The 25,017-nt window shown below is 32.9% G+C and carries 23 protein-coding genes; 16 read left to right on the forward strand and 7 right to left on the reverse strand.

Annotation, left to right across the window (positions count from 1 at the left end; all coding sequences use genetic code 11):
- Positions 1-51 precede the first annotated feature (51 nt).
- On the forward strand, positions 52-1,446 hold the full coding sequence (locus F3J23_RS06895) for an alkaline phosphatase (RefSeq protein WP_167026118.1): 1,395 nt from the start codon (positions 52-54) through the stop codon (positions 1,444-1,446).
- A gap of 106 nt (positions 1,447-1,552) precedes the next feature.
- Here F3J23_RS06895 and F3J23_RS06900 read toward each other — a convergent pair whose 3' ends face one another.
- Both F3J23_RS06900 and F3J23_RS06905 read right to left on the reverse strand, forming a co-directional pair.
- Positions 1,553-2,359, reverse strand: coding sequence for an anti-sigma factor domain-containing protein (locus tag F3J23_RS06900; protein ID WP_167026121.1), 807 nt, complete (start codon positions 2,357-2,359; stop codon positions 1,553-1,555).
- Between the two features lies 1 nt (position 2,360).
- A complete protein-coding gene (locus F3J23_RS06905; RefSeq protein WP_262888148.1) occupies positions 2,361-2,813 on the reverse strand; it encodes an RNA polymerase sigma factor in 453 nt (150 codons plus the stop codon).
- A 207-nt stretch (positions 2,814-3,020) separates the two neighbouring features.
- Between F3J23_RS06905 and msrB the strand changes: the two genes are divergently transcribed.
- From msrB to F3J23_RS06925, 4 genes are all read left to right on the forward strand, one after another.
- Positions 3,021-3,536 (forward strand): peptide-methionine (R)-S-oxide reductase MsrB, encoded by a 516-nt coding sequence (gene msrB, locus F3J23_RS06910; protein ID WP_167026123.1) that lies wholly within the window; start codon positions 3,021-3,023, stop codon positions 3,534-3,536.
- A 114-nt stretch (positions 3,537-3,650) separates the two neighbouring features.
- Positions 3,651-4,220, forward strand: coding sequence for a fasciclin domain-containing protein (locus F3J23_RS06915; protein WP_167026126.1), 570 nt, complete (start codon positions 3,651-3,653; stop codon positions 4,218-4,220).
- 81 nt (positions 4,221-4,301) lie between these two features.
- Positions 4,302-5,012: a ferritin-like domain-containing protein gene (locus F3J23_RS06920; RefSeq protein ID WP_167026129.1), complete on the forward strand. Its 711-nt coding sequence runs from the start codon at positions 4,302-4,304 to the stop codon at positions 5,010-5,012.
- Between the two features lie 24 nt (positions 5,013-5,036).
- Positions 5,037-5,852 carry a ferritin-like domain-containing protein gene (locus tag F3J23_RS06925; protein ID WP_167026131.1) on the forward strand — a complete coding sequence of 272 codons (816 nt, stop codon included), beginning with the start codon at positions 5,037-5,039 and terminating at the stop codon, positions 5,850-5,852.
- 276 nt (positions 5,853-6,128) lie between these two features.
- On the opposite strand, the gene F3J23_RS06930 is transcribed toward F3J23_RS06925, so the two are convergent.
- Complete coding sequence (locus tag F3J23_RS06930; RefSeq protein WP_167026134.1) at positions 6,129-6,914, reverse strand: XRE family transcriptional regulator; 786 nt, start codon at positions 6,912-6,914, stop codon at positions 6,129-6,131.
- A gap of 449 nt (positions 6,915-7,363) precedes the next feature.
- Here F3J23_RS06930 and F3J23_RS06935 point away from each other — a divergent pair, with 449 nt between their 5' ends.
- Positions 7,364-7,648 carry a bacteriocin-like protein gene (locus F3J23_RS06935; protein WP_167026137.1) on the forward strand — a complete coding sequence of 95 codons (285 nt, stop codon included), beginning with the start codon at positions 7,364-7,366 and terminating at the stop codon, positions 7,646-7,648.
- Positions 7,649-7,828: 180 nt separating this feature from the next.
- Here F3J23_RS06935 and F3J23_RS06940 read toward each other — a convergent pair whose 3' ends face one another.
- The gene (locus tag F3J23_RS06940; RefSeq protein ID WP_167026139.1) at positions 7,829-8,821 is read right to left on the reverse strand and encodes a hypothetical protein; all 993 of its coding nucleotides are present in this window, start codon (positions 8,819-8,821) and stop codon (positions 7,829-7,831) included.
- Positions 8,822-9,166: 345 nt separating this feature from the next.
- Between F3J23_RS06940 and F3J23_RS06945 the strand changes: the two genes are divergently transcribed.
- Positions 9,167-12,232, forward strand: a complete 3,066-nt coding sequence (locus F3J23_RS06945) for a M60 family metallopeptidase (protein ID WP_167026142.1) — start codon at positions 9,167-9,169, stop codon at positions 12,230-12,232.
- Positions 12,233-12,385: 153 nt separating this feature from the next.
- Here the strand turns inward: F3J23_RS06945 and F3J23_RS06950 are convergent, their stop codons facing one another.
- Positions 12,386-12,790 (reverse strand): hypothetical protein, encoded by a 405-nt coding sequence (locus F3J23_RS06950; protein ID WP_167026145.1) that lies wholly within the window; start codon positions 12,788-12,790, stop codon positions 12,386-12,388.
- Positions 12,791-13,077: 287 nt separating this feature from the next.
- Here F3J23_RS06950 and F3J23_RS06955 point away from each other — a divergent pair, with 287 nt between their 5' ends.
- Positions 13,078-14,586 carry a BspA family leucine-rich repeat surface protein gene (locus tag F3J23_RS06955; protein WP_167026147.1) on the forward strand — a complete coding sequence of 503 codons (1,509 nt, stop codon included), beginning with the start codon at positions 13,078-13,080 and terminating at the stop codon, positions 14,584-14,586.
- Between the two features lie 162 nt (positions 14,587-14,748).
- Here the strand turns inward: F3J23_RS06955 and F3J23_RS06960 are convergent, their stop codons facing one another.
- On the reverse strand, positions 14,749-15,456 hold the full coding sequence (locus tag F3J23_RS06960) for a hypothetical protein (protein ID WP_167026150.1): 708 nt from the start codon (positions 15,454-15,456) through the stop codon (positions 14,749-14,751).
- 323 nt (positions 15,457-15,779) lie between these two features.
- On the opposite strand from F3J23_RS06960, the gene F3J23_RS06965 reads away from it, so the two are divergent.
- The 4 genes from F3J23_RS06965 (at position 15,780) to F3J23_RS06980 (ending at position 19,064) form a co-directional block, all read left to right on the forward strand.
- A complete protein-coding gene (locus F3J23_RS06965) occupies positions 15,780-16,172 on the forward strand; it encodes a VOC family protein (RefSeq protein ID WP_167026153.1) in 393 nt (130 codons plus the stop codon).
- A 201-nt stretch (positions 16,173-16,373) separates the two neighbouring features.
- On the forward strand, positions 16,374-17,186 hold the full coding sequence (locus tag F3J23_RS06970) for a helix-turn-helix transcriptional regulator (protein WP_167026156.1): 813 nt from the start codon (positions 16,374-16,376) through the stop codon (positions 17,184-17,186).
- Positions 17,187-17,252: 66 nt separating this feature from the next.
- Positions 17,253-17,726 (forward strand): DUF6265 family protein, encoded by a 474-nt coding sequence (locus tag F3J23_RS06975; protein ID WP_167026159.1) that lies wholly within the window; start codon positions 17,253-17,255, stop codon positions 17,724-17,726.
- Between the two features lie 507 nt (positions 17,727-18,233).
- Complete coding sequence (locus F3J23_RS06980) at positions 18,234-19,064, forward strand: hypothetical protein (RefSeq protein ID WP_167026162.1); 831 nt, start codon at positions 18,234-18,236, stop codon at positions 19,062-19,064.
- A 516-nt stretch (positions 19,065-19,580) separates the two neighbouring features.
- Here the strand turns inward: F3J23_RS06980 and F3J23_RS06985 are convergent.
- Complete coding sequence (locus tag F3J23_RS06985; RefSeq protein ID WP_167026165.1) at positions 19,581-19,814, reverse strand: SymE family type I addiction module toxin; 234 nt, start codon at positions 19,812-19,814, stop codon at positions 19,581-19,583.
- 150 nt (positions 19,815-19,964) lie between these two features.
- Between F3J23_RS06985 and F3J23_RS06990 the strand changes: the two genes are divergently transcribed.
- The 4 genes from F3J23_RS06990 (at position 19,965) to F3J23_RS07005 (ending at position 24,997) form a co-directional block, all read left to right on the forward strand.
- The gene (locus tag F3J23_RS06990; protein ID WP_167026168.1) at positions 19,965-20,369 is read left to right on the forward strand and encodes a helix-turn-helix transcriptional regulator; all 405 of its coding nucleotides are present in this window, start codon (positions 19,965-19,967) and stop codon (positions 20,367-20,369) included.
- Between the two features lie 110 nt (positions 20,370-20,479).
- On the forward strand, positions 20,480-23,971 hold the full coding sequence (locus tag F3J23_RS06995; RefSeq protein ID WP_167026171.1) for a hypothetical protein: 3,492 nt from the start codon (positions 20,480-20,482) through the stop codon (positions 23,969-23,971).
- Between the two features lie 74 nt (positions 23,972-24,045).
- Complete coding sequence (locus F3J23_RS07000) at positions 24,046-24,375, forward strand: ArsR/SmtB family transcription factor (protein ID WP_167026174.1); 330 nt, start codon at positions 24,046-24,048, stop codon at positions 24,373-24,375.
- A 163-nt stretch (positions 24,376-24,538) separates the two neighbouring features.
- Positions 24,539-24,997: an SRPBCC domain-containing protein gene (locus F3J23_RS07005; RefSeq protein WP_167026177.1), complete on the forward strand. Its 459-nt coding sequence runs from the start codon at positions 24,539-24,541 to the stop codon at positions 24,995-24,997.
- The last annotated feature ends 20 nt before the right edge of the window (positions 24,998-25,017 follow it).

Here is a 25,017-nt window from a genome sequence, read left to right on the forward strand (position 1 = left end):
GTTACAGTTGAGTTATAAATAGAATAACTTGCAGCATTATTTCTACAATATATGGACAGAAGAAAATTCCTTAAAGGATCAGCATTACTATCCGGATTATTCACCTTATCACCATCTGAACTCTGGAGTTCTTCAAAGAACATTGAACAACCCCGAACAGGAAAAGCAAAAAATATTATTTTCATGGTAAGTGACGGTATGAGTCTCGGTACTCTTTCGATGGCAGATCTCTATTCAAGAAATATTTTAGGGAAAGAAAGCCATTGGATGAATCTGTATCATAAGAAGAAAGTGTCACGCGCCTTAATGGATACTGCTTCTGCAAGTTCTATTGTAACAGATTCTGCAGCAGCCAGCTCCGCCTTCGGAGGAGGAATACGGGTGAAAAACGGAGTATTAAATATAGGAGCTAATGGGGAAAAGCATACTCCTATATGGCAAAAGTTTAAAAAGGCAGGAAAAAAAGCAGGCTGTGTAACTACTGTTACAATCACTCATGCTACACCCGCAGGTTTTTGCATTAATTCTTCGAAGAGAAGTGCTGAACCTGAGATCGCTGAAATGTATGCGGAATTGGAATTTGATGTTTTGATGGGTGGTGGCGACGAATTTTTCAATGCTCAAAAAAGAGAAGATAAAAAAGACCTTTATTCTGTCTACAGAAAAAAAGGATATCGGATTATGAAAGAACGCACCCACCTGAAAGAAGTTCAAAAGGGAGAAAAGGTTTTGGGTATTTTCAGTACAGGTGCTTTACCATACAGCATTGACAGAGCCGGTCTTTCTGAATTTAAAAATACACCCACATTGGCAGAAATGGCTGGTACAGCTATTGAACAGATGAAAGATCATCCAGAGGGTTTTGTTCTTCAGGTAGAAGGTGGAAAAGTGGATTGGGCTGCCCACGCTAATGATGTGGCTGCACTCATCCATGATCAATTGGCATTTGATGAAGCTGTGAAAACCGTAATGGATTTCGCTGAAAAGGATGGAAACACGCTGGTGATTATCACTACAGATCATGGAAATGCCAACCCGGGAACTATTTACGGAAATGATGCAACTAAAAACTTCAACAGTATTTCAAACTATCAGTATACGAATGAGTACATTCTAAATAAAATTAACAAAGATTACTCTCAAAAAGATATTAAAGACTGGATCTATGAAGGCAATAAAATCGTTCTTAGCGATGATGAAGCTAAACATCTGCTGAGCTTTTATAACGGGCTGGAAAAAGAAGAAGGTCTCTATAACTATAAAAAACTGCCTTTTAAACTTTATTCAGAAATTCAAAAAAACAGAAACTCGGTAGGGTGGATCAGTATGGATCATTCGGGTGATTATGTGGAAGTTGCTGCTTACGGGCCTGGAAGTGAGCTTTTACAGCCATTTATTAAGAATACGGACCTGCATTATTTAATGCTAAAAGCATCCCCGATATAAAATCAGTCATCACTTTTAACAAACATATTTTACATTTTTAACAGATTTTTTGAAACAAGACGGGTTTTTATCCGTCTTGTTTAATATGCAGCCATTTTATTGCCGGCTATATTCCTCCCATAACATACATACTCTCCATAGTAGGAACATTACTTCCACCTTCTTTTTCGAGAGTTATGGCAAAGGCCTGTGCTTTTGATATATTGGCAAGGGCAATTCTGCTATCTTTATTTTCAGTATACATGCCTGCACTTACCGGTTTGCCATCTTGTATTGCCCAAAGCTGATACTGCATTCCAGTGGGAGCTTTGGGAAGATTTTCGGCATTCAGGTAGACTTCTTTTGTCTTTTTATCCCAGAATACGATGGCTTTTGCATCCTGATGTTTTTCCACTCCTTTCAGCATAACCATTTGCATGTCAGGATTTGAAAACAGGTTCAGTTTCTGATTCATCTTTTCCATGGCAGCAGCCTGAGATTGCTTTTCCGCCGCCAGCCTTGTTATTTCCTGTCTGGCTTCAGATTGGCTGTTCATCCAAAATACATTTCCCGCAATACTTAACAGAAATAAGACCGATGCTGCAATAGCATAAGTTTTCCAGTTTGTATTTCCACGAGCCTGAATTTCGTTCTCATCATGAGTTTTAGAAGCATGCACAGGAGCAACAGGAATTTCTTCAACAGTCTGTTCTTGTTGAATTTTGTTCCATATTTTAGATTTTAAATCATTTGGAGGTGTTACAGCCTGAGCAGTAGCAAGATCTTCCAACGTTTTCTGAGCTTCATCAAAAGCTGCTTTTACTTCAGCATTATTCTTCATCACACACTCCAAAATACCAGCTTCCTCAGGAGAAGCATGGCCTAGAATATAAGATTCTATAATTCCGGATGATATGTATTCTTTAGTGTTCAATTTATTGATAATCTTTTAACAAATCTTTTAATTTCATTAGCGCATTCCGCATTTTTGTTTTTACCGTTCCCAGCGGTATCTTCAGCTTTTCCGATATTTCATATTGGGTAAAACCTTGATAATAGGCAAGATCAATGAGTTCCTGCTTGTCTATTTCCAAACCTTCAAGAACATTATTGAACCCGATATAATCAGATGAATTATTGACCGTTGAAAGTTCTGTAGTATTATATACGAAATCGGGAAGTGGTTGGTTTTTAAGCTCATTCTGAAACCCTTTGGATTTGAGATAGTCTATCGCCGTATTCCTGGCAATATTAATCATCCAGGTATAAAACCGTCCTTTAGAAGCATCATATTGATGGATAGAGTTCCATATTTTAACAAAAACATCCTGAATCACTTCTTCAGTATATTCTTTAGACTGAACAATCCTAAGAATAATTCCGTACAACGCACCGGAATAGTGGTCATACAGATAATGAAAACCGTTTTCGTTTTTTTCTTTTAATAAAACGATAAGTTCCTCTTCCGAATAGGTTGTTTTTATAGCTTTTATTTTTTCTACTCAAATGTAGTAAAATAAAACATATAGTTATAAAAAACCGTATAATCTTTTATTTCGTACATATTTTTAAGAAAATCATTAAAAATTTAGAATATGAAAAGTTTCATTTCAAGAGCTTCATTTATCTTATGTATTGCTCTATCCATAGGCGTATTGAGTGCCCAGAACCAGCTTTTTAAAACTAAAAACCCCTATTACTCGCATACTGCAGTAAATCCATTGAAAGTGAGCAATGCTGAATGGAAAAGAATTTTAAAACCTGAACTCTATCAGGTCGCCAGAGAGGGAGCAACAGAAACAGCTTTTACAGGAAAATATTATGAGTTTGATGAAAAGGGAACATACTATTGTGCCGTCTGTGGAAACCCTCTTTTCATTTCAACCTCAAAATTTGCTACCACCTGCGGCTGGCCTTCTTTTTATCAACCTATTCGTAAAAATAGTGTCAAATACCGTAAAGATACTTCTTATCATATGGAGAGAACAGAAGTATTGTGCGGAAGATGTGATTCTCACTTGGGACATGTCTTTGATGATGGTCCAAAACCCACAGGAAAAAGGTTCTGTATGAATTCTATATGCCTTGAATTTGTTCCAATGAGAAAATAATTAATTGAAAATCAATGATTTAAAATAAAATTCATTTTTTTTCAATCTAAAATAAAACCAACCTCGTAAATGACATTAAAAGCACAATTAACTATAATTAAAAAAATCAACACAATGAACACACAATCAAAAATCACAGTTTTAGCAATGGTTGCATTATCATTTGCTTTCAGTGGGAAGGTAACTGCACAAACGATGAAAGAAAAAACAGTAATGGTAGGAGGTGCTCCCATGTATCCATCCAAAAATATTATTGAAAATGCTGTAAATTCTAAGGATCACAAGACTCTTGTAGCTGCTGTAAAAGCTGCCGGTTTGGTAGAAACGCTCGAGGGAACAGGACCTTTTACCGTTTTGGCTCCTACTGACGCTGCTTTTGCAAAACTTCCTAAAGGAACAGTGGAAAACCTTGTAAAGCCTGAAAATAAAGCAATGCTTACGAGCATATTGACTTATCATGTATTACCTGGAAGATACAGCGCAAAAGAAATATGGGCTGCTGTAAAATCCGGAAACGGAAAAAGTATGATGAAAACAGTACAAGGTGAAGAGCTTACTTTCTGGACAAAGGGTAAAGATCTTTATATAAAAGATGCCAAAGGAAACAATGCTAAAGTAACCATCGCAGATGTGAACCAGTCTAATGGGGTTATTCATGTGATAGACACCGTTTTAATGCCATGACAATTTGTAAGATATAAAACAGCATAATAAAATATGCTGTTTTTTTTCTATTATTTATCCGAACACTAAAAAATTAATAGTATGAAAAGAACAATCAACGTTTCTAATCAGGGAGCTACCCTTGATACCAATAGAAGAAACTTTTTAAAACTAAGCGGAGTAGGAATAGCCATTGCAGGACTCACCTTTATAGGCTGTAATGACAACGATGATTTCCAGATCATGGAAGAACCCAAATATGATTTGGGAACAGGAGATGTAGGAGTATTGAATTACGCTTATGCATTGGAACAGCTGGAAGCTGATTTCTATACAAAAGTGGTCAATAATTTTTATACTGAAATTTCCAGTATTGAAAAAGAAATTTTTACGGATCTCTATCACCATGAAGTTATACACCGGGATTTTTTCAAAGCAGCTATTAGCGGAGCTACAGACCATGTGCTTCCTAAGCTTGAGTTTCAGTATCCAAATGTGAATTTTAATGACCGGAATTCGGTATTGGCTACAGCCAAAGCCTTAGAAGATACCGGTGTTGCTGCTTACAACGGTGCAGGGAAATATATTTCCAACCCCGCTTATCTTGTTATTGCAGGAAAAATAGTTTCAGTGGAGGCCAGACATGCTTCTGCCATCAGAAACCTGATCAATCCCGGATCTGCTGATTTTTCAGGAGATGATATTATAAATGCTAATGGGCTTGATCTGGCAAAAGAACCCAAAGATATTGTAATGGCTGCCGGAGCATTTATCAAAACTCCTTTTACCTGGAAAGAGAGAGGTATCAACTAATCATTCACCTTTAAAACTCATATTATGAATATTCTTAGATTATTGGATAAGCTTTCTCATGATAAATTTTTCACAACGGAAGCATCAAGACTGGAAACGATTACGAATATGTCATTATTCGGAAAAAAAGCAGCGATTGCAGCAATACCTCTTGGATTAGGAACGCTTATGACTACTTCTGCCAAAGCAGAATCTCCAAAACCAGGGGGAACAGGAGCTGCTTTTAAAAGTACTCTTACGGATGCCTTACAACTGGCATTGGTTCTGGAATATCTTGAAAATGAATACTACAGTATAGGACTGTCTACACCAGGACTGATCCCTAACGCAGACCGTACTGTTTTTATGCAGATCTCAAAGCATGAATCAGCACATGTCAGCTTCCTTAAAAGTACACTCACTTCTCTGGGAACAGCTCCTGGAAATAAACCCACTTTTGATTTTACAGCCAATGGAAGCTTTTCTCCTTTTACAGATTATAATCAATTTCTTATTCTGGCCCAGGCTTTTGAAGATACAGGAGTAAGAGCCTATAAAGGGCAGGCCGGGAATGTAATGTCTGATAAAGGAGTACTTCAGGCTGCTTTACAGATACATTCGGTTGAAGCAAGACATGCTTCACAGGTAAGAAGAATGAGAGCTAATAAAGGATGGATTGAACTTGCGGACGGAGGAAATATGCCATCAGCCACCAATCCTGTTTATACAGGAGAAGACAATCTCACTCAGGCAGGATACAATACCGGATCTTTATTTGGTGCAGCAGCAGGTTCTGCGGCTTATGATGAAATTTTAAGCGGAAGTGATGCAACAGCTATTGCTTCGCTGTTCATAGTTTAGTTGTGATTTGGATGATGGTAAGGTGATGCGTCCATTTCCGGGCAAACCTGGAAATGGACTTTAAAAACATCGATCGTCAGACCTTAAAAAAACACATATTAATTATATAGCTTACTATTATCCGGACTTAAACCATGGGTACCATATCTCAGCATATGGTACTTTTCATAAATAATCAATTGATTATTTTGCCGAACCCAGATTCGTAATCGGTATAATAAATAAGGATCAACTTATGATTTTAAGTTGATCCTTATTTATATATTAATTCAAAGATTAAGATTTTTTGCGACGCCCTGAAACCTTACGGTCCAGATCCTTTATATCTTGTCTCAGCTCGCGGAACATTTCTTTAAAATTATAACTTTCATAATCGCCGGGCTCAAAATCTTCAGGGAAAATTCCTGAAGCATACTGCCAGATTTCAACCACTTCTTCAAAAGGAATGTCATAAGGTTCATAGAACGTATTATCTGCACTTACACAAATTGAATTTTCTTTTCTTTCTTTAAAGCGCTTATAGGTAATTCCGTCATTCAATGTTACAAAGACATAGGTTTTCCCTTGTTTCAAATCATTAATTCCTTCTACATATTTTCCTACAATATAAGAACCGTTTCTGAAAGGCGGCATAGAATCTCCGTCTGCAGGGAAAGCTCTGTATTTTCCATTAGTAAGGAAAGGGAGTGCAATTCTCTGAAGGCTTTCGATATATTCCACATCGCTATATCCTTCAAGATATCCCATTGAAGCTTTCTGTGGAATAATTTCTATGGTATCATTTCCGTGGGTATCTACTGCCACTGGGAGAACAATTCTGTTATCCGGAAGTTTAAGCATTTCATCCATCGGGTATTTTTCAATATCTACCGACAGCATGAGGTCAATACTTACATGGAAATATTTGGAAATTTTAATGAGCAGCTCAATGGGAGGTTCGGATATACCGTTTTCATATTTTGAATATCGTACACGGGAGATACTCAGTTCATCGGCTACATTTTGTTGGGAGAGCTTTCTTCTGGCTCTTAAGAATCTTATATTATTTGAAAAAACTGACATTGATAAAAGTATGTCAGCAAAAATACAAAATTTGATTCCGTTATCAATAATTCAGATTGGGATTTACTATAAGAACTAAACTATTTTTAATGCATGTGTTGCTTATTTTTTCTAAAAATGGATTATTCTGAGTATTTCAGATGCCAAATGTGGAGGATGAAAGTTAGTTTTCAGAGAAATTTCAAAGGTTTTATTCGTTTTGAAGAATAAGCATAAATAAACAGTATTTAGTGTAAAAATAATAACTCTAAATTTTGCAAATTGAGTTATGTTTTTTAACATTTAGAAAATCAATTAGATATAAATAAAAATGATATTCTTATTAAAACACCTTTATATTAATGGAATATTAAATTATAAAATTATTTAATTATTTTATTCGAAATAATTGCAATTGTATTGTAATTATTCCTATATTCGTGATGTAATAATCATATAAAATTATAGTTATGAAAAACTTAAAAAAATTAGACAGAAACGAATTAAAAACTATTTCAGGTAACGGACTTCTAGATCCAATCGGTGGATTACTAGGTGGACTAGGAGGTGTAGTTGGTGGAGTAGTTGGCGGTGTAGGTACTATCGTTGGTGGTGTAGTTACTGGCGTAGGATCTACAGTTGGTGGAGTAGTAGGCGGTGTAAGTACTGTTGTTACTAACGCTTTATGCCAAACACAGTGTGTAGTAAATGGTGTTATCCACATCAGACTACTTGAGTGTGGTACTACTTGCTAATCAGTAAGTTCTGACATTAAAAATTATACCGCTCTTTTCAGAGCGGTTTTTTTGTGATTTGAATTCCTGTGGAAAAAGAAAGACTGCCTAAAAAGCAGTCTCTCCTTTCGTAAAAAAATCTATAAAATAAATATGAATGTTGTTTAATAATTTTCTTTTCACCCTCTATTCAAAATATTATTACTTTCTAAAAAAAGTCAAAGCGGGGGTAATCCCCAGAGCTGCCTCCCCATGTTCTCCATTAGGTATAAAAATATTAGGTATTTTGTTCGTAATTATGAAATTTTTTTCATCCTGTTCTATTTGTCCCACTGCCTCATCATGCTCGGCCAAAGAGTAAAATGTTTTTGAAAGCATATTATTTCCTACAAGGAGAGTGATATAATTCTTAATGTGATTGAGTTGTAATTTTGTCATAACATTGAAATAGGGCAGTTCATTGGCCGGAACATCTTTGGTTACTACAGTTGTTCCTTTAGTAAATGAAGCATCTATATTTTTGGGATAATTATCTGTAAATGCCTTTATGGGCTTTATTCTTGTAGCGGATATTATATAACCGGCTGGATTTATTTTTCCTGAAGTCATATAATTCTGCACTATAAAACTACCATTTGAATGTCCAAATATGTAAACGGTCTTGTTATTTGATTTTAACCATTTTATTATTTTCTCCGTCACATTAAGAGTCTGGTTATTGACTTCTTCTGCATTGGCACTTGTAAATGAAGATCCACTTCCAAAAACTGTGGGGTTAGTACTATGAGCTTGTCTTAAACCAACCACCGTATGATTAATAAATCCCTTAGAATTAATTTCTTCTTTAATCATTTTTACATAATCATATCCTACTTCATGTTTTGGGCCGCCTTCAAGAAAAACAACTACAGTATCTTTGATTGCAGAAATAGCTACATCTTTCTTATTTTCATCAAAAATCAGCTTTTGAGGATCTGCCGGCATTTCCATTCTCACATAAGGAACTTGTTTTTTTATTAACGGAAAGCCTCCTGCCTTCGGATTATCCTCAATAATAGGTAATTCATGCTTGATGGCATTATTATCATTGAGATTATTGTCCTCATGACATGATTGTACGAAAAGTATAACCGAAAGAAATACAGCAGGCAATGTAAAATGTCTAACTAAAGACACTATCAATTCTTTTTTCATTATGTATGTTTTTAATTGAGGGCAAAGCTCTAAATAAATAAATTACTACTGCACAATTAATTCGTTAATAATTGTTATTCAAAGGAAAATAAGGTATTAATGTTCATTAGTTTTAATGGATATTATAAAATTTATACCTAATAAATCTGAATTAAATGAATCTAGGGAAGAGGAAATAATCTTTCTGAAGTATTCCAATTAGATATTTGTGTATTTATAGAGTTTTTTGAGTACTGTAAATAAGAAAAATTTTTCTCAATTTTGTGAATAAATAAATTAAAGAAGATTGAAGAGCCACTCCTAAAAATTAAACAACATTTTAAAACTCTATAAAAAAGATATTATATGAAAAAACTACTATTGCTTTTCCCCTTATTATGCAGCCTGCATGCATTTTCGCAGCTCGTCCAGGTGCCTGTATATACAGGTACATCTTTACAACCGGCACAATCGGGGGAAGAAGCCGCCAAGATGCTTGATGGTAACAATGCAACTATGTATCATTCTAAATGGAATCAGAGCGGTATTCCCGATGAGCTGAAGTTTTATTTTACCTCTAATATTACCAGTATAAAAAAACTGGTCTACACTCCAAGACAATCCGGAGGTACTAACGGAATATGGACCAATGTAAGTATTTCCTACAGTACACAAGCGGCTCCCAACACTTTTATCCCGATAGGTAACAACTTAGTTTGGGCCGCCAATACTCAGGATAAGGAAGTTGTTTTTCCAACGGCGATCCAAAATCCTTACATTATTAAAATTTCGGTAAATGCAGGCGTAGGAAATTTTTCGAGCTGCGCAGAAATGAAATTCTTTTCCGAAACACAACCTGTAATTGCTGATGGTGCAGACTGTGCAATCAATACATCAGAACTAAGCATCAATGGTGCCAGCGATATAAAAGCAACCATTATTCCTTCGGGGACTACCGCATCTTCTTATCAGCCTGGAGCAAACATTGATAAATCTTATGATAACGATGTAAATACACTTTATCACTCTTCATGGAGCAATACTACTTTTCCAGTAGTTCTAAATTACAGGTTAGATGGTGTTACTCCTATTGATTATCTTAAGTATACGCCAAGAGCTAGTGGAAGCAATGGCCGGTTTGGAAACGTAAGCATCAGTTATAATACTACCGCAAACAGTACGTTTGTTACATTGATGTCTTATGATTTTCAGAATCCTTCTTCTCCTGTGAATGTTTATTTTCCTAATCAGATCATTCCTTTAAATATCAGAATTACCATAAACAGTGGTGAAGGAAATTTTGCAAGCTGCGCTGAAATGGGCTTTTATACAATAGGCTCTTCCGGAACAGCTAACACTTATACCCATATTTTCACAAACAATCTTTATTCAGCATTAAAGCCTTCTGTTTCTCAAGCAGATATAGATGCAATAACATCTCCTTTCTATAAAAGTTTAGCACAATGTTTATTCAATGGGACTTATGTAAATAAATATAGAATTCAGGATTATGAGGTATATCCACCTGTGGCTGTTACTACCAATAATTTAAAGGTGGGAAGTGGGTATGACAGTTTTGAAAATCCTACAGGTATTGTATTTGAAAGGGAAAATAAGGCCGTTATGTTTGTTCAGAATATCCCGGCAGGAGCGAATGTCTCGTTACAGATAAAGGATTTTTCTACAGTACTCGGAGGTACCACTTCCTATTATCAGCTTCATAACGGATTAAATGTATTTCAGCCAACCAACAGTGGCTTAGGATATATTAGTTATTATAATATTAACAGTGCATTGCCTGATATCCGGGTTAATATTGTTTCTGGTAAGGTAAATGGTCTTTATCATTATCAGACGTCTACACAAAACGACTGGCAGGATAATCTGACGAATTCAGCTTATAATATGATTGATGTTGTGGGTCAGCATTCTCATTTGGTTTATAAGAAAAGTATGCTGAAGAATCATGCTCCTTTTAATCCTGCAGAACTTATTGCCAAATATGACCTTATTGTAAAAAATGAATGGCTTGTGATGGGGCTATATAAATATAATTTAGTTCCGAAAAACCGTATGTTCAGCTACAGTAATAATGGAGGAGGCTGGTATGCAGGAGGACTGGGTATAAATATGGACTCAGACTGGGGTGAAGAAAGTATGGCCAATGTGAATCAATTATCTTTATGGGGACTTGCCCATGAATTTGGACATATCAATCAGATAAGGCCAGACATTAAATGGATTGGTACTACAGAAGTTACCAATAATATGCATAGTACATGGGTAGATTATCATATGAATCCACAAAACGACGGAATGTCCCGTCTGGAAAGAGAATCAGTGGAACCTGCAACAGGAATGACCAGCATATCATCAGGAAGAATAAACGGAGCGATTCTGAATACCACAATAAACCAGGAAGCTTTACAGGGAAATACAAATACAGATGTTTTTAAAGTACTGGTTCCTTTCTGGCAATTGGAATTGTATTATCAATTGGCGGGAGCTTCACGAAATGCACCTGTTCTGTCCTTTAATTATCCAACCAATTATACAGGAGTAGATTATGCTCATTGGTTTGGAATGGTAGCAAATATTGCAAGAAGTTATAATGCTTCAGGTGTTTCCAATGGTGAGTTGCTTCTGAATTTTGTAAAAAACACCTGCGCTGTAGTACAGGAAGATCTGACCGGCTTCTTCATAAAAACCGGATTTTTAAAACCAATAGACCGTTCTATTGATGATTACGGTGTTGGTCAACTTACCATTACACAGGCTCAGATTGATGCTACTATTGCACACATTCAGGCTCAGAATTATCAAGCACCTGTTTCGCCTGTAATGCATTATATTTCATCCCGAAGTATTGCCGCTTTCCGTGATCATCTTCCATTAAGCGGGCAGACAGGGCAAGGGGTTACTTTAAGCAATGGTTACCTTACGGTACAACATAGTGTGTGGCAAAATGCAGTAGCTTATGAAACATTTAATGCTAATAATGAGCTTATCTATGTATCTGTAATGGGAACAGGAGATACTACTAATCAGACTACAAAAGTTTATTATCCGTCTAATGCTGCGGCAGTGTATGCGGTAGGTTACGACGGACAGAAAATTTTGGTGTATCCCATTTCAAATTTGACACTTTCTGTAAATAAAGTGGAAAACAGCAATTCTGAATTAATGGTCTATCCTAATCCTGTGGAGAAGAATAGTTTAATCCACATTCAAGTAAAAAATGCATCAGGAAATTACAATGCAGAAATCTTAAGTATAGATGGTAAATTAATTTTCAGTTCAAAAGGAAATATTGAAGCCATTGAAAAGAATATCAATACAGAGATTCTTAAATATCCTTCCGGAATTTATTTGCTTTCTTTAAAAGATTCAAAAGGTAATGCATTTAAAGCTGTCAGGATTATTAAAAAATAATTTTTAAAATTCATAAATAAACTCACGAAACATGTTTTTTAGTTTCGTGAGTTTATTTCTTTTAAAATGATGTGATCATGAGATATAAGCAATGGAAACTATTTACTTCTATTCATTTATAACAAAGTATATTGATCTCTATTTAGATACTGATTATTTTATTTTGGTCATTTCGCATTCCATTTCCTCATCAGAAAAATTCGATCCAATTTTTAAGAACACCTTTCCATCTACAACTTTTACAATTTCTACTTTTACAACATCGTTAGGAGAAGAGCCTTCTAAAATTTCGCCTTTTATAATTTTTCTGTTTTTCAATTCATAATGACAGTCATCTTTCCAAACAATATCATAAATTGCTTTAAAGCCTAATTTTTCATTTTTTTCAGTTTGGGTTTTCAGATTTCTTTCAACCACAAATACTCCATACTCACCAGAATCCAGCTCAAATTTTCCAATATGTGCAGATTTGCAGTTAGATACCTGCGCATTTATAGTTAAAGAAAAGAATAGGAGGGAGAAGAAAAAGATTTTGCTCATAAGAGATTGAATTTTCACTGGTTTTAGTTTGTGCTAAAATAAATATAATTAAAATAGTAATTACAAAAACTCACCCAAAAGATAATATAAGAAACTTAAAGATTTATTTTGTAATACAACTTTATTACGACATGTTTTGTCGTTGTGCATCTATATCTTTGTATTAGAGATAAGATAAGTAATCCCGGGAATTTTTATTCTTACCAAACAAAATTTTTAACCTTAAAACTTATTGCTTCAAAAAATTCAGAACAACACTTTTCTATTTTTTTTAATGACTCTTATTTTGTGAAATTTTTTAAATTATGTATAAAAAAAAACTAGTAATCATTTTTCTTTTTTCATTTTTCAGTTCTTATGCACAAACTGAATTTATTACATTATGGAAACCTAATGTAAATGGTCCAATTGATAATGCCATATCTTTTGGCGGTACCGGAACTAACTATACAATTAGCTGGGAAGAAGTAGGATATCCTCAACATAATGGGGTGTTTAACTCTGTAACATCTAATAGTAATAATCCTATGACTATTTCTTTTGGTACTTCTTTAAATACAAATCCTCTGCAGGCCACCTACAAACTGAAAGTATCAAATGGTAGTGGATTATTTTATGGGTTTAGAGCCGGCATAACTACTATCGGTACTTTTCCAAATTTTGAACTCGCTGAAATCAGCCAATGGGGAGATATTCTTTGGCTTCAGCAATTCAATGGAGGATTTGCAAGCTGCCTCAATCTTAACGTAACGGCTACAGACACCCCTAATCTGACACAATTAAACAATTTATCACAAATGTTCTTTAATTGTCCATCTTTAATTGGTAATAATTCATTCTCAAATTGGAATACAAGCACAATTACGAATATGAGTGGCATGTTTGGCGGAGCTAAATTGTTTAATCAGAATATTGGAATGTGGAATACTGCGAATGTAACAAATTTTAGCAGCATGTTTTCTTCTGCATCGGCTTTTAATCAAAATATTTCCAGCTGGAATACGGCGTCTGGAATCAATTTCTCATCCATGTTTGCAGATGCGGTAGCTTTCAACCAGCCTTTAAATTCATGGAATACCTCAAATGCAACTAATTTTCGCTATGTATTTTCTAATGCTGCATCCTTCAACCAGCCTCTTAACAATTGGGATACAGGCCAGGTAACGGATTTTGAATATATGTTTGAAAATGCGGTATCATTCAATCAGCCGATTGGAAATTGGGATGTTAGTAAAGTTGATTATGGTTTCGGCTTTAATATGTTTAATGGCGCCTCACATTTTGATCAGGATATTTCTACCTGGAATATTCAGCTTCAAAATTTTACTGGAAATTCAATATTTTTTGGATTAAAAAATTCCGGTTTATCGTGTACAAATTATAATAATTTTTTAATTGCTCTGAATAATAATCCCACATGGACAGGTTCAACACTAACATCTGGATATATAGATGCCGCAGGGCTTATTTATTCTACGCCACAAGCCATTATGGCTAGAGCTCAATTGGTTAACAGAGGCTTTAGTATCAGTGGTGACAATTATTCTACGTGTGTTTTATCAACAACAGAATCTTCGAAAAAATTAAAAAATCAGGCGTATCCTAATCCAACGACAGGAGTGATAATTATTGAATCAGAAGCTGACGAAAGCGCTTATTTATATGACAGCACAGGTAAAATTATTAAAACTATGATTTTAAATAAAGGAAAAAATACGATTGACCTTGCTGAATATCCATCAGGAATTTACTTACTTTCTTTGAAAGATACAAAAGGTAATGCAATTAGAACTCTCAGGATTACCAAAAAATAATTTTTAAATATTTAAAAATAAGCTTACAAAGCATATACTTTGTAAGCTTATTTATTTTAAAGAGATGTGATCACTAAATATAAGCTGTAGAAAATTTTATAACTAAAAAAATAGGAGAGAGGGGAAAAAGATTTTGCCCATAGATTGAGTTTTCGCTGGTTTTTACTTTTGCTTTCCAGTATAATTTTCCAATAATTTTGATAATTCATTATTAATTTTAGTATTATCAATAGTAGTTGGAAAATCTACGTTCACTGATATTCTATTAAAATGGCTTAAAATTGCACTATCTGTCTTTTTCTCATCCAGATTTTTGATTGTATATGATACAGAGATGATATCAGACTGGATATTCTGAAAGACCTTTATTTTTTCCATATTATTGGCTAAATTATCCTTATTACTCAAAACATTTGGAAGAAAATAATATATAGAAGCCAGTATTATATTTGATAATAAGAATGTTTTGAAAATAAGACCAGAATTTTGCCAGCCTTTGTTCACCACAAGGAAAACGGCAACCGTAAGTAGAGTTGTAAATAAAATAGCACAAATTGAAAAAGAATAATAGTTAACATAATAAGTAGTTCCCAAGTGCCTATAATATTTTTTTATTTCCTCAGTGATTTGATACTGTCTTTTTAAGATTAACATTTTACCTGATCTTTCTGGTAACAAATCATTAATAATTTGTTTCTGAATTGCATCAGCGGAATCTAATGGTTTTAGAACATTTATAGAAGACGACTCCATAAAATTAACCGATTTTATTTGTACAGAGAATGCCAGAAATACAAGAATTATACACATTATTACAGCTTGTACGATTTCTTTCTTTAGAAAATTCTTAATTATTAGGTATGTTTTCATATGGTTGATTTTTAATTTTAGAATAGGAGAATATTTTCAATTAAAAATATCTCTATAATTAAAAGAATACAATAACCCGAAAGAGTGATTTTCGTTGGACACAAATTGAAAAGGTTTCTAAAAATAAATACAATTTAACATAATATAAATTATAGGATTTTTAATTACCTCTTATAATAGTGTACTTAACTCCCTGAGAATTGTTTATTCTCGAAATTTTCTACCAATAAACCTTCTAACCAATTCTAAATAAAAAATCTTGTCACATGACAGTTTTTAATATTGCTAAACATAATAACTTTATCCAACCAAAATAAAATAATATGAAACCAAAAATGATCTGGGCTAATCTCGCTGTTGCCAATCTTGAACGTACACAGAAATTTTATACGGAACTTGGATTTAAGCCCAATAATCCACACAGTTCTAATGAATTGGTAAGTTTTTTTGTCGGTGAAAATGATTTTGTCATTCATTTCTTCCTGAAAAATGTTATAGAAACCAATGTGAAAGTTGAATTCTGTGATCCTCAGACAACCAATGAAATTATTTTTACACTTTCAGCGGAAAGCATAAATCAGGCTGACCGCTGGGCTGAAGAAATTGTAAAAGCCGGCGGAACCCTTGTTTCTCCCCCTGAAAGCTTCGGTGAAAGTTATTACGGTTTTGTTTTTGCAGATCCGGACGGCCATAAATTTAATGTTTTCCATATGTAATTTGCTTCTTTTAACCCAAAATAGCGTTTTTGCCCGTTTTTAGCTTCAAATATAAAGCAGATAGCATAGTTACTAACTTAAAAAACACAGCGTTTATGGGCTTTTTTGCAAGTTTTGTTAAAAAATATTCTAATAGATAAATGAGACAGATTATTTCAGTTTTATTTAATAGTTTTATATAGTCAGAATAATGAAAACCATATGAATTATCAAACATTCCTGCCACATCCGGATCTGGCTTCCATCATAAAATGTTACTGGACGCTGGATAGCCCCAAGGAAGAAACTTCACAGGTACAGACTATAGTTCCTGATGGCTGTATGGAGATGATTTTTCATTATGGAGATCTGTACAAACAATATATTGAAGGAGAAGCTGTTATACAGCCCAGAAGCTGTGTGTTTGGACAGCTGACACATCCTTTGAGAATAGAACCTACCGGGGTTACCGGTATATTTTCTGTAAGATTTCACCACGACGGCTTCGTTCCTTTTAGCACTATTCCTATTAAAGATATGGATGATAAAGCTATTCCGCTGGAAAAACTTTTCGGGAATAATGGTATTAAGCTTGAAAAAGATGTTTTAAAAGCAAAAACCGTTGAAGACAAAATACTTACTGTTGAAAGTTTTCTACTTCAAATGCTTAATACAGAAACTGTCGACAAAATTGTTAAGTCTACCGTTGATTTTCTTTTAGATATGAATGGAAAAATATCTATTAACGAACTTTCAAAACAAATCAATATCAACAGAAGACAGCTTGAACGCAAATTTTCATCGGCTATTGGTCTTAGCCCTAAACAGCTTTCCAAAATCATCAGACTTCAAACCACTCTTAAACATCTGTTAAATAAAGAATATTCTAATCTCACGGCCCTGGCACATGAGTCAGAATATTATGATCAGGCTCATTTCATTAAGGATTTTAAAGAATTTACAGGCTTCACGCCGAAAGAGTTTTATGGAGATAAACTGCAAATGTCTTCTCTTTTTTATGGAACAGATTCCTGATGTCGCATTTTTACAATTTTACGTGGGTCCCTATGTTGAACTTTGTCGCTATAAATAATTAAGGCAATGAAAACAAAACTAATTCTCGCAATTATCGTTATATCTTTTGCGGGCAGCTGGACACAACAACAAAATGAAACAAAAAAAATAGAATGGCTCTTAGGAACATGGGAAACAAAAACCTCGAAAGGAAGACTTTATGAAACCTGGACAAGAAAAAATGCTAATGAATTTCAAGGCAAAAGCTATTATCTGAAGAATAAAGACACTATTCTGTTTGAATCCGTCCGGCTTGTTGAGAAAGATAAGAAACTGCATTATATTGTTTCTGTAAAGAACCACAATAATGAGCTTCCGGTAGACTTTGTTTCAAAAAACATAAAAGATCCTTCTTCTCTTATATTTGAAAACCCATCTCATGACTTTCCACAAAGTATTTCTTATAAAAAAAAGGGAAAAGACTCTTTGTTTGCAGAGATCTCCGGCATGCTAAACGGAAAGCAGTCAAAACAGGGATTTGCGATGAAGAAATTAAAATAAATGGGAAACTTTAAATACAAAAGTATGCTGTTTTTATGACTACACACCATCTATTTTTTGGACAAACATTTCTGAAAAGAAAAAGACAAATAATGTCTTGAAGTCTTTATAATTATCCAGCAGTTTTTATTACACAACGAAAAATCAGAACTGGCAAGCCCTTCTTTCATATAATTTAAGAAGGGCTTTTCTGTATTTCTTAAGTGGACGACTTGTCCGTAAAGATTTTAGCGGCTTTTATAAAAATATGGAAGAGGTTCAACAAAAATATAATTATACCAATAAGCACATTGTACATAAAAACATCAAATAAAATAAATTTTTATCTATGAAAATCAAACACTTAAACTTTTTACATAAAAATATCAGGTGATTTTTTTGTTTTTTTTGCACCTAATATAAAATAGCTTACAATTTATTATTAAGATTAATTAAAAATTTATACAAATGGGAAAAATAAAATTCATACCTAAAGTATTATTATGCTTTATTTCAATTGTTATGTTAATGTTTACACTTGTTAGATGTTCTGATGACAATGAAATAATGGAAATGGAATCCGAAACCAAAGAAATTCAACTCCGTTCTGATACTAGTCTCGGTAATATACTTACGGATAAAGAGGGCCGCACACTTTACTATTTTGCCAATGATCCAACAGCGATGAGCAATTGTACAGGTGGCTGCGAGCAGGTATGGCCGGCATTTAATGTTGAAAATCTTTCTGCTGAAAATTTAGGTCCAGGACTGAATTTTCCTGATTTTGCAACTGTAGTTACAACTTCGGGTAAGAAACAGCTAACTTATAAAGGGAGACCTTTATATTATTATGCACCTGCAGTAAATGGAACAAATACAAAAGAAGAACCGGGAAAAACGGGAGGAGAAAATGTTGGCGGAGTATGGTTTGTAGCAAAGCCTGACTATACTATTATGCTTACAAATGCACAACTTATTGGCCATGATGGGAAAAATTATACTTCATCCTATACCGAAGGAACAGGCAAGACACTTTATTTTACCGATGCTAAAGGAGTTACGCTTTATACATTTAAGAATGATAAGCAAAACAAGAACAACTTTACTGCTGCCGATTTTTCAAATAACGGAGTATGGCCAATCTACGAGACTGATCAAATAGTTGTTCCTTCTGGTTTGGATAAATCACTTTTTGGATCGATTACCGTACACGGAAAAAAACAGCTTACTTATAAAGGATGGCCTCTTTATTATTTTGGTCAGGATAACATGATGATGGGATCTAATAAAGGAGTTTCTTTTCCTGCACCAGGTGTTTGGCCGGTTCCAGTGAAAGACATAGCACCTGCACTGCCATAATTTAATTAATGTACAAAATAATATACATATTATCATTACATCATTTTGTTTTAATGTAATAGATTATAAATAACCTGTCCCACTAATTATTTTAAGACAGGTTATTTTCAATAACTGATCTATTCTATAAAACACACCATTTTTTGCCTCAATAAACAATTAAATATCATTAGTATAATTTCGTTTAAATTATCTTTCTGTTTTTATAATTATTTTATACATTTGCAGCTATAAAACAACACACTTTTTAGTGTGTTAATAGAAAAAGCTAATACCTACCCATGTGAAAAAAAGCAAAAGTATAAATGTTTTTATAGCCATACTCCATATATTTTTGGACAGACATTTTTGTAAAGAAAAAAACAAAAATTCCTACTTAAATAATAAAAGGAGATTTCAGCCTTAAGCAGAGAAAGATCAAAAAATATAATATCTCGCGAATCAAGCAAATATCACAGATTATCATACTAAGCAATCTGTGATATCAATTTCTGCAGGAGACAATAGAAATCATATTTATTCTTCATACTCCACTTCCCTTTCCAGAATAATCTGGTTTCTGCTTACTGTAACCACAATTCTGTCACCTGCCTGAAAACCGCATTGCTGTACCCACTTCCCTGTGATTCTTATTTCAGGAAAATATACGATTCTGCCATACGCTCTTGAAAATGATTTGAGGAAAACCGTAAGGTTACGATTGTGCAGTTCATTATATTTGCTGCTGTTCATTCTTCTTGTTCTTTTCATCTTTGTTATTTTTCAGTAAATCAAAGCATAAACAGGAGGATATCCCAGTTGGAAGAAGAATATTTTATGCAGAAAGAAGGATATTTTAGAATAGTATTTATTTTAAAACAGGGCTTTATTTTTTTGTTCTAAAGCTTTATATTTGTTATTATGAGTTACACAGATATGCAAAATAAGAAAATACACCAGGGTAGAAATATAAAACGTTTCCGCGAAATGCTGGGCATTAAACAGGAAGCACTGGCTTCTGAACTGGGAGATGACTGGAACCAGAAGAAAATCTCTCTTTTGGAACAGAAAGAAACCGTAGAATCTGATATTCTGGCGCAAGTGGCGAAGATTTTGAAAGTTCCTGCGGAAGCGATTGAGAATTTTGATGAGGAGCAGGCGGTGAATATTATTTCGAATACTTTTAACGACCAATCAAACGGTTATAACTACTATCCTACTTTCAATTTCAACCCTCTTGATAAAATGGTGGAGCTCTATGAGCGTATGCTTGAACAACAGAAAGAGATGATTGAGAAATTAGAAAAACTTATAGAAAATAAGTAATAAATTTTTCAATATCAGCTATTAAACCATCACTAATAATCAGATATATTCAACAAAGCTTGCCGAGATATTTTATCTACGGCTAGTTTATTATTAAGCAAGAATACTTAATGACAGATTTCGATTTTCATAATCTACTTTTCGATATAGAATTTGAAAAGCTATGTGTAGATATTATTAATATCCGAGATAGTCCAATCAAATTTACAACATACAGACGAGGAAAAGACGGTGGCATTGATTTTAAATCTACTAACACCCAAATAAAGATTATTGGGCAATGTAAATTATATAATCCTGCCAACTACTCTTCATTTTTCACAAGTTTGAAAAATGAAGTAAAAAAATGTATCCGACAAAATCCAGATCGTTATATTCTTTGTACCAATATTACATTAAAGCCAGATTGGGCAACTGAAATTCTTGAGCTTTTTCAAGGATATATCAAAAATGAAGAAGATATTATAGATGGAGCAAAACTTAATAGGTTTCTTCGTGGTGAACAATATGAAAATAAAAAATATCAACATCTATTAAAAGTTTATTCAAAATTGCTTGTTCCAAACTTACAGTTTATTGAGCGTGAATTAGAAAAAATTGTTGATAAAAAGTATATTAATAAAACAAAATCATTTCTCAAACAGATACAAAAAGAACATAAATTATTTCATAATACTCAAATCTTGAGAAATTGTATCGATATTCTTGAGAAAAATAGAATTATTATTCTTACCGGAAATCCTGGTGTTGGAAAAACTACCACAGCCAAAATGATTGTTAATTATTTTATCAATCAAAAAGTAGAGAATGTACTTTTTCTAACTGGTACTGATTTTGATGAAATCGAAGGTCTTTATCAAGAAAATCAAATTATTGTTGTTGATGATTTTTGGGGGCAAAATTATAGCCCGAAGCAGCTTGATGGTCCTCTACTTCTAGATTTTAATAGAATCATAAATTACTTTAAAGAAAGTGAAAATCGTTATCTTATTCTTACTTCAAGAGAGTACATCATTAAAGATGTTTTGGCCCATTCTGAGTATCAAACACAGCAAATCTTAAAAACGGAGAGATATATTGTTAACTTAGACGATTATCATGATGAAGACAAAGTCCGTATTTTTCTCAACCACCTTTTATATTATGACTTTGAAAAGTCATTTTTTAATCATTTAAAATATAGTGATATTCTTGAAGAGATTATCAAACATCCTAATTATTCACCTAGACATATTGAGGAATTTATTGAACGATTCTTAAATTTTGAAGATCAAGGTCGATTTAATTTTTATTATTCATTTCAGGAATATCTTAACAGTCCTATTGAATACTGGAATAAAAACTTTAATGATTTAAGTGGAACATCTAAACTTATTCTTCTGTTATTGCTTATATCAAATGATTCGATTGATTTACGAAATTTAGAAAAGTCTTTTAATGTTGTACAAAGCTTTGTGCGTGAAAGCCTAAATGAGGATATAAAGCCTTTAATGTTCAATAAAGAGTTACAAATATTAGAAGATTTTTATATTATTTCAGAAAAGCAATATGATTCTGACCAAATATTTATTCGCTTTCAGAATCCAGGAATAAAAGACTTTTTAATAGAATACCTTAGAAAAGACGGTAAACTATGGATAGAGCCATTAATAAAAAAGGCAATGTTTTTTCATCAACTCGATTCTATCTTTGAGACCCAAACCCAAGAAGATGACAAACAAAATATTACATCTGGAAATCCTCTATATGGAAAAAAAATTAATCTTTCTGAAGAGTTAAAAAAAGTACTAAAAGCTAAAATACTTAAGGAGTTTAAAGAATTAAATTTTAGTTTTTATGATGATAACTTATCTGAGCGCAGCCTTCCCTCAAAGCATAATGTCGATGAAGCTAAATATCGGAAATTGTTTTTTCTTAATAATCTGTTCAATATTTCAAAAGAAGAGAATCTGGATGTACGAAATTTTATAATTGAAGAAGTTAAAGAAGATATAAATTCATATTCATCAATTAGTTGGAAAATAATGACGGAGCGTTCAATAGGTGAATTTTCAGATATAATAAAACTATTAATTCCTTATATAGAGATAGATGCCAGCTATATAATTTATTGTTATTGGGATAATTGTACATTTATTTATGAATACTATCATCTATTTAAATTAAAAAAAATATTTCCAATAGAGTTTGATGCTTTTCTTAAAAAAAATGTTACTGAAATAAAAGAAGATATAAAATATCAAATAATAGATGAAATAGAATATTATAGAGATAACAATATGGAATCTAAGCTTGATACACTTTTAGATTATTACATAGAAGAAATTTGTACAAAATATAAAATCAGGCTTACTTCTAAATTTATTAAAAAAATTGAGGATGCTGCAAAACGTGAGATATTTTTACTTTCAAAACCTTTAAATAATAAGGAAATAAAGACTTTGAAAAAACTCAAATTTCAACCTAGATATAAGTTTAAGCCTAAAAAATTTGATAATGTTGTAAATGAATATATACTTGATAATTCGGATGAAGATTTTGAGCCAATTAAATATCTTAAAACTATCAAGAATAACAAAAAATTAATTAACATACTAAACTTAAATGACGATGAATCTATATCAGCTCCTTTTAAACATAACAAAGATATATTTTCTTTTTTTATTCATTGGTTAGAGCATGAAGCTATTTCTTTATCTTCTTTTGATAACTATACTCTTCTAGATTCCTTTTTTATTTTTTATTGCAAAAGTAAAAATATTGATTCTATCCTTTTTAAAAACGTTTTCTATGAACTGACAAAAAATAGTTTTGACCATGACTTCTCAATTCCAAAAATTCGGATTGAAAAACTTTTTATTCAATATAATATTCCACATCATCATGTAGAAATATTATCACCAATTATCATTGCTAATAAAAGATGGTATGAATTTTCTGGTTCTGATTTTAAAGTTTATTTTATTAGCGAGCATTTAAATCATATTGAATCTAATGAAGAATTTAAGGAAAAGGTAATTGAGCACACTTTTGAAATATATGACTCAAAGTTATTACGTTATTTAAATTATAAAAATATAAATCGTTTAAATAAAATTGTCATTGTTCCAGAACTTGAAAGATTCTTATCTAATATTGACATTACATCATCAAGAACAATTTTCTCATCATTCTTAAATTTTTTCAAGTTGGAATTTGAAATAGAATGGAACAAACAAGAAAGGAGATTTGGAAAAAGTTTATTATCGGATGATGAATGGCTTATTGAAGTAATTATTCAATATTTAGGAATTGACTTTTCTACAATTAGTTTAGATGTATATTTTTTAAAAGATTGTTACTCACAAGAAAATATTAAATTTTTTAATATTAATATAAAAGCGCACTCTAAGCTTTATAAATATATTATAAATAAAATTCCTAAGAGAAATGGTTTTACACTGTTGACCAAAGAAAGTACTATTTATTTTGATATTAATCTATATGAACTTGTTAAGGATGATGAATTCTATTTAATTCTTCAGGAAGTAGGAATGGAAAATTATGTTTTAAACCTTTATGAAAGAATTAAGCAGGCTATGAATAATTTGGTAATTTCTTAAAATCAAAAAATTTCTCTCAAAAAATTTGCGTAGCTAAATAACTACACATATATTTGTAGTCAAATAACTACACAATGAATTTAAGAAGAGATGTTTTTCAGGCAATAGCAGATCCTACCAGAAGATCTATATTAATGTTGGTGGCAGCACAGTCGATGACAGCGGGAGCCATTGCTTCTAATTTTGATACGGCGAGGCCTACTGTTTCAAAACATCTCCAGATCCTTACAGAATGTGAACTTCTGAAATCTGAACAAAATGGCCGCGAAATAATCTATCACCTCAATCCCAATAAAATGAAAGAAATAGCCGATTTTATAGAACCTTTCCGTAAAATGTGGGACGAGAAATTCAACAAACTGGAAGATGTGATGAAAGCGTATCAGAATTTGAAAAATAAATAGATAAAGATGAGAGGCAATAATGTAAAAGTGTAGTTTGTCGATGTCAATAGTCAATTTTGCTTAGTAAGTGAATCGTCAATTATCAGTGAAAGAACGGCAACCTTAAACATTGAACCTTGAATCATAAACACTCTCCCACTCTAACACCCTCAAACCTAAAATCATGGAATTAAAAACAAAAATTCACGCAGAAGATGGAAAACAGGAAATCTTCATCATCAGAGAATTTGACCTTCCGGTAGAACTGCTCTTTAAAGCGTATACAGAAGCTGAACTTTTCGAACAATGGATGGGGACAAAGGTCACCAAATTTGAAAATAAGCAACACGGAAGTTATCGTTTCGAAACCTCTAATCCCCAAGGGGATGTAGTTTTCAGTGCTAATGGAACCATTCACGAAATTATTCATAACGAGAAAATTATACGAACCTTTCAGATGGAAAACACACCCTTTCCTGTTCAGATTGAGTTCTTAGAATTTGGAAAACTGACAGATACTACCAGTAAAATTACCATTCAAACGATTTATAAATCCGTAGACTTCAGAGATCAGCATCTGAAAATGCCTTTTGCACAAGGAATTAATATGGCTCATAATCGTCTGCAGGAAATGTTTAAGTAAGGCCAGTTCAATAGTTAATT

The sequence above is a fragment of the Chryseobacterium sp. Tr-659 genome (genome assembly GCF_011752975.1).
Classification (GTDB): domain Bacteria; phylum Bacteroidota; class Bacteroidia; order Flavobacteriales; family Weeksellaceae; genus Chryseobacterium.